Genomic DNA, 13,892 nt, shown 5'->3' on the forward strand with positions numbered 1-13,892 from the left:
TTAGCTGGATTAACCGAATAGGTAGGAGGCGAGATGGATATTTTCAGTAAATTTGCCGAACGTTATGATCGCACCCGTGAAGAAGAGCTTTCGCTCGAGGAATATCTGGCGCTCTGCCAACGCGAGCCATTGACCTATGCGACCGCCGCAGAGCGCATGCTACAGGCGATTGGCGAGCCAGAGTTACTCGACACCCGGCATGACCCTCGCCTGTCGCGTATTTTTCAGAACAAAGTGGTGAAAATTTATCCTGCCTTCCGCGAGTTTTATGGGCTGGAGGAAGTCATTGAGCAGGTGGTGTCTTATTTCCGCCATGCGGCGCAGGGCTTGGAAGAGCGTAAGCAAGTGCTGTATTTGCTGGGCCCGGTGGGAGGCGGGAAATCGTCGATTGCGGAAAGACTGAAACAGTTGATGGAGCGGATTCCGTTTTATGCCATTAAAGGCTCTCCGGTTAATGAGTCGCCTTTGGGGTTGTTTAGTAGTGATGAAGATGGCGCGATTCTGGAGGAGCAATATGGCATTCCGCGCCGTTATTTGAATAAAGTGTTATCGCCCTGGGCGGTGAAGCGCTTGCATGAGTTTAATGGCGATATTCGGCAATTTCGGGTGGTGAAGCGTTATCCCTCAGTCTTAAACCAAATTGGTATTGCAAAAACCGAGCCGGGTGATGAAAACAATCAAGATATTTCTTCCTTGGTGGGGAAAGTGGATATTCGCAAGCTCGAACAATATTCGCAAAATGACCCCGATGCCTACAGCTTTTCTGGGGGGCTGTGTTTGGCGAATCAGGGTTTGCTGGAATTTGTGGAGATGTTCAAGGCCCCGATTAAGGTGTTGCATCCACTGCTCACCGCAACCCAGGAAAATAATTTCAAAGGAACCGAGGGTTTCGGGGCGATTCCGTTCGATGGGATTGTTCTGGCGCACTCTAATGAGTCGGAATGGAAACTGTTTAAGAACAATAAGAATAATGAGGCCTTTCTAGACCGTATTTATATTGTGAAGGTGCCGTATTGTTTGCGGGTGACCGAAGAAGTCAAAATTTATGAAAAGCTCTTACGTGGCTCTTCCTTGAAAGAGGCACCCTGTGCGCCCGGTACACTGAAAATGATGGCGCAGTTTTCAGTTTTGAGCCGTATTAAAGACCCTGAAAACTCGAGCATTTTCAGCAAAATGCAGGTGTATGACGGTGAAAACTTAAAAGATACGGACCCGAAAGCCAAGTCTATTCAAGAATATCGGGATTACGCTGGTGTGGATGAGGGGATGAGTGGTACCTCAACACGCTGGGCATATAAAGTGCTGTCGAAGGTGTTTAACTTTGATATGTCTGAAGTGGCCGCCAATCCGGTGCATTTGCTTTATGTGCTGGAACAGAGCATTGAGCGTGAACAATACCCCGCAGAAACCGAACAAAAGTATCTCGCCTATGTGAAAGAGTATTTGGCTGCCAAGTATGTTGAGTTTATCGGTAAAGAGATTCAGACCGCTTATTTGGAGTCTTATTCCGAATATGGGCAAAATATCTTTGATCGTTATGTCACCTTTGCTGATTACTGGATTCAAGACCAGGAGTTTCGTGACCCTGACACGGGCGAGGCGTTTGATCGGGGGGCGCTGAACAATGAATTGGAAAAAATTGAGAAGCCTGCCGGGATTAGCAACCCGAAAGATTACCGGCACGAAGTGGTGAATTTTGTGTTGCGAGCACGCGCGAATAATGGCGGCAATAACCCGCACTGGGCCAGTTATGAAAAACTGCGCATGGTAATTGAGAAAAAAATGTTCTCCAATACCGAGGAGTTACTACCTGTGATTTCATTTAATGCCAAGGCCAGTGCAGACGATCAGAAAAAGCATGATGATTTCGTTAATCGGATGGTGCAGAAAGGCTACACCGCTAAACAGGTGCGGTTACTCTGCGAATGGTATTTGCGAGTGCGTAAAGCGCATTAGAGAAGGGTGTGAATAGGTGATGGACACTGCACTCGGCGGAGAAAAAGCGGGCGCTTAGCGCAGTAAACCTTCTGCGTATTGTGTGCCGATAGCTGCATTTTTAGCGAGATTAGGACTGCCATGTTCCAAGTAATCGACCGTCGCTTGAATGGTAAAAATAAAAGCGCGATTAACCGAGAGCGCTTTTTGCGCCGCTATCGCACTCAAATCAAAGAGGCTGTCAATCGTTCGATCAAAGGACGCTCGATTACAGATGTCACCAGTGGTGAGGGCGTCTCTATCCCAGTTAAAGATATTCGTGAACCTAATTTTGGGCATGGCCAAGGGGGCGAATGGGAAACGGTACACCCCGGTAATGAGGACTATGTGACCGGTGATCAAATTGAACGCCCCCAGGGAGGCGGTCAGGGCAAAGGGGGCGGTGAAGCAAGCGAGGATGGGGAAGGGCAAGATGAATTCGCGTTTACGCTCTCTCGCGACGAATATCTGAACTATATCTTTGATGATTTGGCCTTGCCGAATCTGGTCAAAACCCATTTGTCGCAGAGTAAAGAAACTAAATTAGTTCGCGCTGGTTTTACTAATGATGGTTCGCCCACGAATATTAATGTAGTGCGTTCCATGAAAGGTGCAATTGGTAGGCGGCTGGCGCTCGCCACACCGCTCGCCGCAAAATTAAAAGCCTTGGAGCAAGAATTACAAATACTGAAAGAAGATCCCGCCGATCATGCTCAAGAAATTGCAGACCTTGAGGCAAGAATCCATGTCTTGCGGGGGCGTATTCTGGGGATTCCCTATTTGGACCCTTTGGACCTGCGCTACAGCCATCGGGTGAAACAGCCGAAGCCGAATAATAAAGCGGTGATGTTTTGTTTAATGGATGTCTCTGGTTCGATGGATGAAGATAAAAAAGATATGGCAAAACGCTTTTTTATTTTGCTCTATTTGTTTTTACAGCGTGCTTATGAAGAAATTGAGGTGGTTTTCATTCGGCATCACACCCAAGCGCAGGAGGTGAGTGAGCAGGACTTTTTCTATTCACGCGAATCTGGGGGGACGGTTGTTTCCTCGGGACTGAAGCTGATGGTCGAGATCATGGCGAAACGTTATGCGCCCGATGAATGGAACATTTATGCGGCACAAGCCTCCGATGGCGATAATTGGAGCGGTGATTCGCCACTCTGCGGTCAGTTGATTCATGAGCAAATCATGCCGCTGGTACAGTACTTTGCTTATATTGAGATTACCGATGGCGAGCCTCAAAATTTATGGTTTGAATATGAAAAATTGAAAGAGACGCAGCGTTATTTTTCAATGCAGCGCATCACTCAGCGAGCGGATATTTTTCCTGTTTTTCGTGAGCTTTTCAAAAAGCAAACGCAACAGGCCTTGTTCTAGTTGCGCATAAAGGACGCCACGGTGAGAGAGATAGCGAGGGAGGGTTGCCATGACAGATGATTCTTTTGATCCTACGCTGCCTGAGTCGGGTATTTTAGTGAAAACCAGCATGCCAGAACCCCCAGCAGGCCAGGGTGGGGCGAGTCCGACAACCCAGACGCCGCTGCCGTCACCCTCTGAGTGGTCATTTGGTTTGATCGAGCGTTATTACGATGAAATTGCGCGTGTCGCTGCTGCTTACAAACTCGATACCTATCGCAATCAATTGGAAATAATTACCGCTGAGCAGATGATGGATGCTTATGCGGCCGTTGGCATGCCGATTTATTACCATCACTGGTCATTCGGCAAACAATTTATCGCTACTGAGCAAGCCTATCGCCGTGGCCAAATGGGCCTCGCCTATGAGATTGTGATTAACTCAGACCCGTGTATTTCTTATTTGATGGAAGAAAATACACTGCCTATGCAAGCCTTGGTGATTGCCCATGCGGCGTTTGGACATAACTCTTTCTTCAAAGGCAATTATTTATTTCAGACCTGGACTGATGCGGGTTCAATCATTGACTATCTGGCCTATGCGAGAACGTATATTAAGGAATGTGAAGAGCGGTATAGCTTGGATGCGGTAGAAGAAATTTTAGATGCATGCCATGCCTTGATGAATTATGGGGTGGATCGCTACAAGCGCCCCAAACGGCTCTCGCTGGCCCAAGAACAAGCCCGCCAGAAAGAGCGGGAAGCCTACCAACAATCACAAGTGAATGATCTATGGCGCACCTTACCGCCCGTGACAGAAAAAGTGCCAACCGAAACTGCCGTGCTTTTCCCGCCAGAGCCTCAAGAAAACATCCTGTATTTCATTGAGAAGCACGCCCCGTTGCTTGAGCCGTGGGAACGCGAAATTGTGCGGATTGTTCGCAAAATTAGCCAATATTTTTACCCGCAGCGCCAGACTCAGGTGATGAACGAAGGGTGGGCCACCTTTTGGCACTACACCCTATTACAGACATTGTATGCAGAAGGAAAATTAAGCGATGGGTTTATGCTGGAAGTGCTCCACTCCCATACGAGCGTGATTTATCAGCCGCCAGTAAAAGCCAAATGGTATCGTGGCATCAACCCCTACGCCTTGGGGTTTGCGATGTTTCAAGATATTCGGCGTATTTGCGAACAGCCGACAGCGGAAGATCGACAGTGGTTTCCTGATATCGCCGGCAAAGACTGGTTAACCACACTTGATTATGCGATGCGTAACTTTAAGGATGAAAGCTTTATTGCGCAGTATCTTTCCCCTAAACTGATGCGTGATTTACGGCTTTTCTCGGTGCTGGATCATGAGGAAAATGAGCGTTTATATATCTCAGCGATTCATGACGAAGCAGGCTATCGGGATTTGCGTGAAACGCTCGCTGCTCAATACAATATTGGAAATCGTGAGCCAAATATTCAGGTCTATAACGTGAATTTGCGTGGCGACCGGACCTTGACGTTGCGGCACTACAAACATCGCAATCGGCCCTTGAATAATCATACGGCTGACGTCTTGAAGCAAGTCGCCCGCTTATGGAAATTTGATGTCGAGTTGGAGAGTATTGACGACCAGGGCCGTGTTAACGCCACGTTTGCAGCGCGGGTAGAAAAACGTCATTAACCTGCATGCTGCGATCAAAATAGATCAATCTCTTGATTTAGGCCAACTTCCAAGCTATGCGTCATGGTGCCATCCAAGGCGCCAATGAGGGGTTCAAAGAGTTGCATTTGATTGTCACTCAACCCGTCGCAACGCAGATGAACATCTCGCGCTAATTCAGACAAGCGCCACAATAGTTCATCAAGCGCAACTTGCGCTTCAATGCCATGTAAAGAATTTTCCATATCGGTCAGCCAATTTTGGTTGTTAGCTGCCATGTCCAAGCCTGTACTAGAAAAGGCTTTTTGCACGGTATCAAACCGACTTTTTGACTTATCGAGTATAAAGCTATACTCAGGCGTGAGGCCATGCCGGTTTTCGAGATGAGCGAGCACTGTTAGGGTATTGGCGATGCGAACAAAAAAACCATGCAAATGGTCTGAAATACTGTGGGTCACTTGAATGGGTTGCGCATTATTGTCTGCTAGAGGCTGAATAAATGCGCTAAGGACATCGCGTGAATGTTCATAGGGAATGACTTTGGCGGCAATGATCAATCGTGACAAACTACCTTGTGTCTTTGCCGCGACGCCAGAAATTTGCTCCGCGAAGCTAAGTATTTTTCCTAATTTAGAGATATGGGGTTCTGTGAGCCTCTGGGGATACCCCGAGCCATCAATTCGCTCATGACTTTCGCGCACGGCACGGCAAATGGGTTCAGGCAAACCGAGTACATTTTGCATAATTTGCGAGCCCACCAGCGGATGTACGGCAATATGCCTAAATTGAGCAGGGGCTAGCTTTTTGCCCCCATGAAATAGCGTTGGATTGACATATAACTGGCCCAAATCGTGAAACACAGCAGCCTGGCATAGCTGCTGCATCTCATTAAAACTTAGATTCAGTTTTTTACCGATGCCAAGTGCGATCAGGGTAACAAGGGCGCTATGCAACAAGCCAAAACCGGCGCTTTGTTCTATCAGCGCCAGGGCAGAGAGTGTATGCCGATTGGGGCGTATTTGACTAATCAGGTCAATACTGGTGACCGAGCCATGACGCCAACCTATTAACGGTAATAACTCAGTACGTTCGGCTAAAATTTGCTCTGCCGCGCTGATTAGCCGATCGACGACAGCCGGCGTACCAATCTGAACTGTTTTTTCAAGCGGCTTGTGGAGCTTGTGTAACAGCAGACGCTCGCGTAATTCCGGTGTTAACCGTGAGCCTGCACTAATTAATTTCAAGCCGCGATCGGAATAAATATCTTCTTGAGCAATCACCTCGGTATGCTGGCTAGCATCACTCAGGCGCTGGGTATAGTGGGTTTTCCCGGTTGCGAGTTCCATTTCCAAGTTCAAACCTGGGTGCATCGCAACTTGCTGTTTGGACAATAAATCGGCAAAAGAAGTACTCACGGGGCCTCCGAGAAATGCCTAACTAACCATGTGTCTCCGGCTACCCAATTTCATCAAAAACTGCTTGTTATTAGTGGATTGTTGATGACTGCCTGGAATATTAACTACGACATAGCAAGGCCAAACTTGAGTAAATTTAAGCATTAACCATGAAATTTTTAGCCTGATCGTCTTATCTATTTAACAGTTTTTCTTACATCAAGATTAGCGAATTGGCTATTAAGTCCCCTGTCTTGTAACCGTTATACAGGTGTAACTTTGCACAAGGAGGAAGCTATGACAACTTATTCACTGTTATCTTTGTTATTAGGCTTTTTTGCATACGCATTAGCTTATTATGTGAGCGATCGGCAGGCAATGTCTGGCTGGTTGTTTAGTTCAGTGGTAGGAATATTCTGTGTATTGTTTGTCTTCCCAGGGCACTTTAAGGTTCCTGGTGTAGAAGCCTTGCATGACTGGGGCGCACCCGTAGTCAAAGGGGCATTTGCTGCATCATGGGCTGTCGGCATTGCGGTAGCCTCGTCCATCTTCCATGGTGTGGTTCAATCAAAAACACAAGAAGACTCTCTATCTTAAGTATCGAGCATCACATCCAGCACGAACAAAAAACCCGGCGATGCCGGGTTTTTTGTTTATAGAGTAATAAAAATTCAAGCTGCTTTTTCTAACGTCGGCGCTAAAAAATCATGACTGATGCGAGACCCCAGGTCATTGATTTTGTCTAAGAAACGAGTCAGATAGGCGTGTAGTCCTGTGTCTAAAATATCACTGATTCGCGCGTACTTGAGTTCCGCATGCAAGAAGCCAGCGCGACGCTCAGTTTCTTGTGATTGTTGGTTATGGATTAGACCAAGAATGGTAATGATTTCCTGTAAGCAGGCAACCAATGAACGGGGCATATCAGGGCGTAGTATCAGTAATTCAGCAACCCGTTCTGGGGTAATGACGTCCCGATAGACTTTTCGGTATATTTCAAAGGCAGATACTGAGCGCAGTAGGGCGTTCCAGTGATAAAACTCGTGATGGGCATCATTTTTTCGTTTGCCTTCCTCCGCCAAATATTTAACATCCAAGATACGCGCAGTGTTATCAGCCCGTTCTAGGAACGTCCCCAGGCGGGTAAAACACCAGGCGTCATCTTTGAGCATGGTCCCAATCACTACCCCACGGGAAAGGTGCGAACGGTACTTGACCCACTCAAGAATCATGGTGGGATCAAGATAGGCTTTACGATTGTTCGCATAATCCTGTAGCTCTAGCCACATGCTGTTTTGTGTTTCCCAGACTTCGGTAGTCACCGAGCCTCTCACCGCATGGGCATTTTCACGCGCTGCTCGCATGCAGCTATAGATACTGGCAGGGTTGGTCTTATCCCAGATCATGAACTCTAGAATGTTATCAATCGTGAGCTGACTATAGCGCGCTGCAAACGCCGTTTCGAGTTCCGACAGCTTGAGCAATGCGGCTAAGTTATGTTCGGCACTTTCAGTCGATTGCGGGAGCAGGGTGGTTTGATAGGTTACATCTAAGATACGGGCACTATTTTCCGCCCGTTCCATATAACGGGCGCCCCAGAATAAATGATCAGCAGTGCGGCTTAGCATGCTTGCTCCAATCGTTAATGTAGTCTGTCTAAAACGGTGCTCATGAATGATTAAGCTTCTAACACCCAAGTATCTTTGGTGCCGCCGCCTTGTGAGGAGTTCACCACGAGCGAGCCTTCACGCAGCGCCACACGACATAACCCCCCTGGCACCATAGTAATTTCTTTGCCAGACAGCACGTAGGGGCGTAAATCGATATGCCGTGGCGCAATACCTTGTTCGACAAAGGTCGGGCAAGTTGACAGCGCTAGGGTGGGTTGGGCGATGTAATTGTCGGGGTGTTTGGTTAGGAGCTCGCGAAACGTCGCCAATTCCGCTTTGCTGGCGCTTGGCCCTACCAACATGCCGTATCCCCCGGCTCCATGCACTTCTTTGACCACCAATTCGGCTAGATGGGCGAGTACGTAAGCCAGATCATCAGGCTTGCGACATTGGTAAGTTGGGACATTATTGAGCAGGGGTTTTTCGCCCAGATAAAACTCAATCATGTCGGGGACATAGGGGTAAATCGATTTGTCATCTGCAATCCCGGTTCCAATTGCATTGGCCAGGGTTACGTTCCCCGCACGGTAGGCATCTAAGAGGCCCGGCACGCCGAGTATAGAATCTCGGCGGAAATATTTGGGGTCTAGAAAATCGTCATCGATGCGGCGATAAATGACATCGACCCGCTGTGGTCCTTGGGTTGTCCGCATGTAAACCATGTCATCTTGAACGAACATGTCCTGGCCTTCAACCAGTTCCACCCCCATTTGTTGGGCCAGAAAAGAGTGTTCGTAATAAGCGCTGTTGTACTGGCCAGGGGTGAGCACCACAACGGTTGGGTTATCAATCCCCCGCGGTGAAACCCCGCGTAAATTTTCCAGAAGCATGTCAGGGTAGTGCGCGACAGGGGCAATTTTATTTTTACCAAATAGCTCAGGGAAGAGGCGCATCATCATCTTGCGATTTTGCAGCATATACGACACCCCAGAGGGAACGCGCAGATTATCTTCAAGGACGTAGAACTCGCCCGCTCCTGCACGGACAATATCGACACCACTGATGTGCGAATAAATATCGCCAGCGACATCAATGTTTTGCATCTCAGGGCGATATTGAGCGTTACGTAAAACCTGTTCTTTTGGGATGACACCTGCGCGGAGTATTTTCTGTTCGTGATAGACATCGTGAACAAAGAGATTCAGCGCCTTGACGCGCTGCCGAAGGCCCGCCTCTAATTGCCGCCACTCTGTTGTGGGAATAATTCTGGGGACGATATCGAAGGGGATCAGCCGCTCTTTACCTGCTTCGTCGCCATAAACGGCGAAGGTAATGCCCACGCGGTGGAAAATTGAATCGGCCTCAGCCCGTTTGGCATCAAGCTTAGCTTGCCCCTGCTGCCCCAGCCACGCATGGTAGGCTTGGTAATGTTCCCGCGTGGTACCCGTCATTTCTTTTGTGGCGGCAGATTTCCCTGTTACCAAGGCGTAGGCTTGGTACATTTCGTCATAAATTGGATTCATAGAGGCCTCGGTCACAGCTTGTTTTTAGAGTTAGCACAATTTTCTGCTACTCGCCTTCCTTCATTTTTGCGTTGTTAGTCAGACTAGGCAAGGGCCATGGATCATCAAGCAGCATATTTACCACTAATGACTAGGTTGCTTGCTATTTTTTTCATTTTGGCAGTATTGTTAACAGGAATGACAATCATCTTCGAGGGTTTTGGCATGACTTATTGCGTTGGAATGTTGTTAGATGCCGGTATGATTTTCGCCTCAGACTCCCGCACCAATGCGGGGGTTGATAACATCGCCCGTTTCTCAAAAATGAAGGTTTATCACCAAGATGGGGATCGCACCATTGTGGTGATGTCGGCGGGTAATCTCTCGGTAACGCAAAATGCGCTGAGTATTTTAGAACTGCGCGAGCGAAACGCCTTAGTTCCTACGCTGTTTAATGCGATTTCCATGTTTGACATTGCCACCATATTAGGGGAATCACTCCGTGATGTGCGGCGCCGTGATGGGCCTGCTTTTGCAGCAGGCAATATTGATGCCAGTGCCTCATTTATTGTGGGGGGGCAAATTCAAGGGGAACGGCCACGTCTGTTTCTCGTTTATTCAGAAGGCAATTTTATTGAGGCAACAGGCGATACCCCGTATTTCCAAATTGGCGAAATCAAATATGGCAAACCGATTTTAGATCGGGTCGTTAAGAGACATACGCCGCTTGTCGATGCGGCCAAATGTACCTTGGTCTCTTTTGATTCGACGATGCGCAGTAATCTCTCAGTCGGGATGCCGATTGATCTGTTGATGTATGAAACTGATAGCTATGCCATCAAATTACAGAAACGGATCGAAGATAACGACGAATACTTCCAGATGATCCACAATACCTGGGGTGATGGACTACGTGAGGTTTTTCGCCGGTTGCCAGATCCAACCTGGGTTTGATTAATTGAAATAGCGCCAGACCACTCAGCCGCACAATTATTTAAAATATCATTCAATATCAACCTCGCTTGGCTCAATTATGACTATTCGTGTCGCGCTGACGCATACTACCCATTATCAATACGATCGTTTGGTCACACTCTCGCCACATGAGGTCAGATTGCGGCCCGCACCGCATGCGCGTACGCCACTATTGAGCTACAGCCTTGCGGTGACGCCCGATCAACATTTCATTAATTGGCAACAAGATCCCTTTAGCAACTGGGTTGGACGATTTGTTTTTACCGAGCGGACTCAATCCTTGTCCTTTACGGTCAATTTGGTGGCAGATATGACTGTCATCAATCCATTTGACTTTTTTATTGAAAGTTATGCGGAGCATTATCCGTTTCGCTACCCCCAGCTTCTGGCGAAAGAACTGGCCCCTTATCTGGAAATCGGCAAGCCCGGTCGGCGCTTACAAGCTTGGCTAAGCAAATTTAAGCAAGCACAGCTAGAAAAACGGCCTGCCATTGTCGATATGTTGGTCAATTTGAATGCCACCCTGTATCGAGATATTCGCTATCTAGTTCGCTTAGAGCCAGGCGTGCAAACACCCGAGCAAACGCTTGGTCTAGCTTGTGGTTCTTGTCGCGATAGCGCATGGCTACTTGTCCATATTTTGCGCCATTTGGGTCTCGCTGCACGCTTTGTGTCTGGCTATTTGATTCAACTGAAAGCCGATGTGACACCGATCGAGGGGCCAAGCGGTCCAGAAAAAGATTTTACGGATCTGCATGCCTGGTGTGAGGTCTATATTCCTGGTGCTGGTTGGGTGGGGCTTGATCCCACTTCCGGTTTATTGGCAGGGGAGGGACACATTCCCCTCGCGGCAACCCCCAGCCCGCAAAGCGCCGCACCCATTATTGGTGCGAGCGATATCGCTCAGGTAGATTTTTCATTTGCCATGCAGGTCACCCGTTTACATGAAGACCCGCGCGTGACGCAGCCGTTTACAGAACAGCAGTGGCAAGCCATTGACCAGCTCGGTATGCAGGTTGATGAGGTGTTGAAAAAGCAGGATGTTCGCCTGACTCAAGGGGGGGAACCGACCTTCGTCTCTATCGATGATATGAATGGCCCGGAATGGAATTTCACGGCATTATCACCGACGAAATATGCGTTGGGTTCACAATTGACACAGCGCTTGGCAGCACATTATGCACAGGGTTATCTGCTGCATTCTGGTCAGGGAAAATGGTATCCCGGTGAGCCATTGCCACGCTGGGCAATGAATGTTTTTTGGCGTGCAGACGGGCAGCCTTTGTGGCATCGGCCCCAGTTATTTGCCAATACAGCACAATCAGGCCAGCACACAGCAGAGGATGCAGCGCAGTTTATGCAGACGTTGCTTAGTCACTTGGGACTGCCTGTGGAGGCGGTCTTAACCGCTTATGAAGATATACCGGAACTCTTGATTCAAGAAAGTCGATTACCCAAGAATCTAGATCCCTTGAAGCATGACCTGAGCAAAAAAACGGGGCGGGCAAGCTTGGCCCGAGCCTTGCAGCGTGGCTTAAAAACGCCCGTAGGCTTGGTGCTTCCTTTGCGTGCCAAGCCCGATGCCGCGAGTATCTCGACGACCAAACGTCGCCGCCGGTCCGCTGAACCCGAAATCTCCAGCCCAACTATCTGGCAAACCTCACGTTGGCCACTGCGCCGAGAGCGGCTGTATTTACTCGCGGGTGATTCGCCCTTGGGCTTACGCCTACCCTTGGACGCGCTGCCATGGCAGCCCCCGGAGGACGATCCAGTCAATTATCCTCGTGATCCGTTTGCTGCCTGCAATGCGCTACCCACAGCTGTTGCCCCTGGTAAGCGCCGTGCGCCCCCGGTGGCGATGGGCGAGTGGGTTCAAGATACGGTGATTAAAACGGCGTTATGTGTCGAAGTGCGGCGCGGGCATCTTCATGTATTTATGCCGCCACTCACCCAGTTAGAGGAATATGTGGCACTACTGACTGCGATTGAGCACAGCGTCGCCAAGCTCAATCTACAGATTGTCATCGAGGGTTATGCGCCACCCAGAGATCCCCGTTTACTCCATTTTGCGGTTACGCCTGACCCGGGTGTGATTGAAGTGAATATTATGCCCGCACCAAGTTGGGCGGCTTTGGTCAAGCAAACGGCAAGTTTGTATGACTTGGCCCGACAAACGAGACTGGGAACCGATAAGTTCATGCTGGATGGTCGGCACACGGGTACAGGTGGTGGTAATCATGTCACCCTCGGCGGGCCGACGCCTGCAGACTCGCCGCTCTTGCGGCGCCCTGATTTGCTGCGCAGTTTAATCAGCTATTGGCAAAATCATCCAGCATTATCCTATCTGTTTTCAGGGACCTTTATCGGCCCGACCAGCCAAGCGCCACGTGTCGATGAGGCGCGCGATGACCGTCTGTATGAGCTGGAAATCGCTTTTCAGCAACTGGCAAGAACAGTCGAGAGTGGCAAGGAGCATACTCAGCCTTGGTTGGTTGATCGCTTATTTCGCCACTTACTCACTGACCTGACGGGCAATACACATCGCGCAGAGTTCTGCATCGACAAGTTGTATTCGCCAGACTCTGCAACAGGTCGATTAGGCTTATTGGAATTCCGTGGCTTTGAAATGCCACCGCACTGGCAGATGAGTACATTACAGCACTTATTGCTCAGAGCACTGGTCGCTTGGTTTTGGCAACAGCCTTATCAAAAACCCTTGATCCCATGGGGAACGAGCTTGCATGATCGTTTTATGCTTCCGCACTTTATCATGCAAGATTTTGCTCAGGTCTTAACCGATCTTAAGCACGCGGGTTATGCTTTTGAGCAAGAGTGGTTTGCTGCCTTTTATGAGTTTCGGTTTCCGCGCTATGGTGCTGTTAGTTATGATGGCGTTACCCTGGCATTGCGACAAGCCATAGAGCCGTGGCATGTTCTGGGCGAAGAAATCAGTGCTGGGGGAACCGCGCGCTATGTTGATTCTTCCGTGGAACGACTTGAGCTTAAAGTCACTGGCATGCTGGATGCGCGGCATGCTGTGTTGTGTAATGGCAAGCGCGTGCCGCTGATGGCCACAGGGCGACCAGGTGAGTATGTGGCGGGCATTCGGTACCGAGCTTGGGCACCCCCATCCGCCTTGCATCCCACAATTGGGGTGCAAACGCCGCTGATGTTTGACTTGGTCGATCAGTGGAATGAACACTCTCTTGGTGGCTGCGCTTATCATGTGAGCCACCCCGGTGGCCGTAACTACGATACCTTCCCGATCAATGCCAATGAAGCTGAGGCTCGGCGGCATGCACGTTTTGTGCCTTTCGGACACACGCCCGGTCAGCTCACCGTGCCACCGATAGAAGTTAATCCAGCCTATCCTTGTACCTTAGATTTACGCTGGAAGGCAAGCTGAGTAGTTAGGGCAAGCATATTT

9 protein-coding genes are annotated in these 13,892 nt (G+C 49.1%); 6 read left to right on the plus strand and 3 right to left on the minus strand.

What is annotated here, in order from left to right:
* The first annotated feature begins 33 nt into the window (after window positions 1–33).
* The 3 genes from DU000_RS02555 (at window position 34) to DU000_RS02565 (ending at window position 5,008) form a co-directional block, all read left to right on the plus strand.
* Complete coding sequence (locus DU000_RS02555; RefSeq protein WP_114401766.1) at window positions 34–1,956, plus strand: PrkA family serine protein kinase; 1,923 nt, start codon at window positions 34–36, stop codon at window positions 1,954–1,956.
* Window positions 1,957–2,076: 120 nt separating this feature from the next.
* Complete coding sequence (locus DU000_RS02560; RefSeq protein WP_114401767.1) at window positions 2,077–3,354, plus strand: YeaH/YhbH family protein; 1,278 nt, start codon at window positions 2,077–2,079, stop codon at window positions 3,352–3,354.
* 109 nt (window positions 3,355–3,463) lie between these two features.
* Window positions 3,464–5,008, plus strand: coding sequence for a SpoVR family protein (locus DU000_RS02565; RefSeq protein ID WP_114402079.1), 1,545 nt, complete (start codon window positions 3,464–3,466; stop codon window positions 5,006–5,008).
* 14 nt (window positions 5,009–5,022) lie between these two features.
* Here DU000_RS02565 and DU000_RS02570 read toward each other — a convergent pair whose 3' ends face one another.
* Window positions 5,023–6,402 carry an HD-GYP domain-containing protein gene (locus DU000_RS02570; RefSeq protein ID WP_114401768.1) on the minus strand — a complete coding sequence of 460 codons (1,380 nt, stop codon included), beginning with the start codon at window positions 6,400–6,402 and terminating at the stop codon, window positions 5,023–5,025.
* Between the two features lie 276 nt (window positions 6,403–6,678).
* Here DU000_RS02570 and DU000_RS02575 point away from each other — a divergent pair, with 276 nt between their 5' ends.
* Complete coding sequence (locus DU000_RS02575; RefSeq protein ID WP_114401769.1) at window positions 6,679–6,978, plus strand: hypothetical protein; 300 nt, start codon at window positions 6,679–6,681, stop codon at window positions 6,976–6,978.
* Window positions 6,979–7,052: 74 nt separating this feature from the next.
* On the opposite strand, the gene DU000_RS02580 is transcribed toward DU000_RS02575, so the two are convergent.
* Window positions 7,053–8,006: an alpha-E domain-containing protein gene (locus tag DU000_RS02580; protein WP_114401770.1), complete on the minus strand. Its 954-nt coding sequence runs from the start codon at window positions 8,004–8,006 to the stop codon at window positions 7,053–7,055.
* A 50-nt stretch (window positions 8,007–8,056) separates the two neighbouring features.
* Complete coding sequence (locus DU000_RS02585; protein WP_192878416.1) at window positions 8,057–9,511, minus strand: circularly permuted type 2 ATP-grasp protein; 1,455 nt, start codon at window positions 9,509–9,511, stop codon at window positions 8,057–8,059.
* 177 nt (window positions 9,512–9,688) lie between these two features.
* On the opposite strand from DU000_RS02585, the gene DU000_RS02590 reads away from it, so the two are divergent.
* Window positions 9,689–10,444: a proteasome-type protease gene (locus tag DU000_RS02590; protein ID WP_205074001.1), complete on the plus strand. Its 756-nt coding sequence runs from the start codon at window positions 9,689–9,691 to the stop codon at window positions 10,442–10,444.
* A 79-nt stretch (window positions 10,445–10,523) separates the two neighbouring features.
* A complete protein-coding gene (locus DU000_RS02595; RefSeq protein WP_114401771.1) occupies window positions 10,524–13,871 on the plus strand; it encodes a transglutaminase family protein in 3,348 nt (1,115 codons plus the stop codon).
* Window positions 13,872–13,892 lie beyond the last annotated feature (21 nt).

Origin of the sequence: Parvibium lacunae, from assembly GCF_003335215.1 — a bacterium.
In the GTDB taxonomy this organism is placed as follows: domain Bacteria; phylum Pseudomonadota; class Gammaproteobacteria; order Burkholderiales; family Burkholderiaceae_D; genus Parvibium; species Parvibium lacunae.

Excerpts from the sequence above, each read along its gene's own strand:
- DU000_RS02555 (WP_114401766.1), top strand. The coding sequence starts at position 34 with ATGGATATTTTCAGTAAATTTGCCGAACGTTATGATCGCACCCGTGAA.
- DU000_RS02560 (WP_114401767.1), top strand. The coding sequence starts at position 2,077 with ATGTTCCAAGTAATCGACCGTCGCTTGAATGGTAAAAATAAAAGCGCG.
- DU000_RS02565 (WP_114402079.1), top strand. The coding sequence starts at position 3,464 with ATGCCAGAACCCCCAGCAGGCCAGGGTGGGGCGAGTCCGACAACCCAG.
- DU000_RS02575 (WP_114401769.1), top strand. The coding sequence starts at position 6,679 with ATGACAACTTATTCACTGTTATCTTTGTTATTAGGCTTTTTTGCATAC.
- DU000_RS02580 (WP_114401770.1), bottom strand. The coding sequence starts at position 8,006 with ATGCTAAGCCGCACTGCTGATCATTTATTCTGGGGCGCCCGTTATATG.
- DU000_RS02585 (WP_192878416.1), bottom strand. The coding sequence starts at position 9,511 with ATGAATCCAATTTATGACGAAATGTACCAAGCCTACGCCTTGGTAACA.
- DU000_RS02590 (WP_205074001.1), top strand. The coding sequence starts at position 9,689 with ATGACAATCATCTTCGAGGGTTTTGGCATGACTTATTGCGTTGGAATG.
- DU000_RS02595 (WP_114401771.1), top strand. The coding sequence starts at position 10,524 with ATGACTATTCGTGTCGCGCTGACGCATACTACCCATTATCAATACGAT.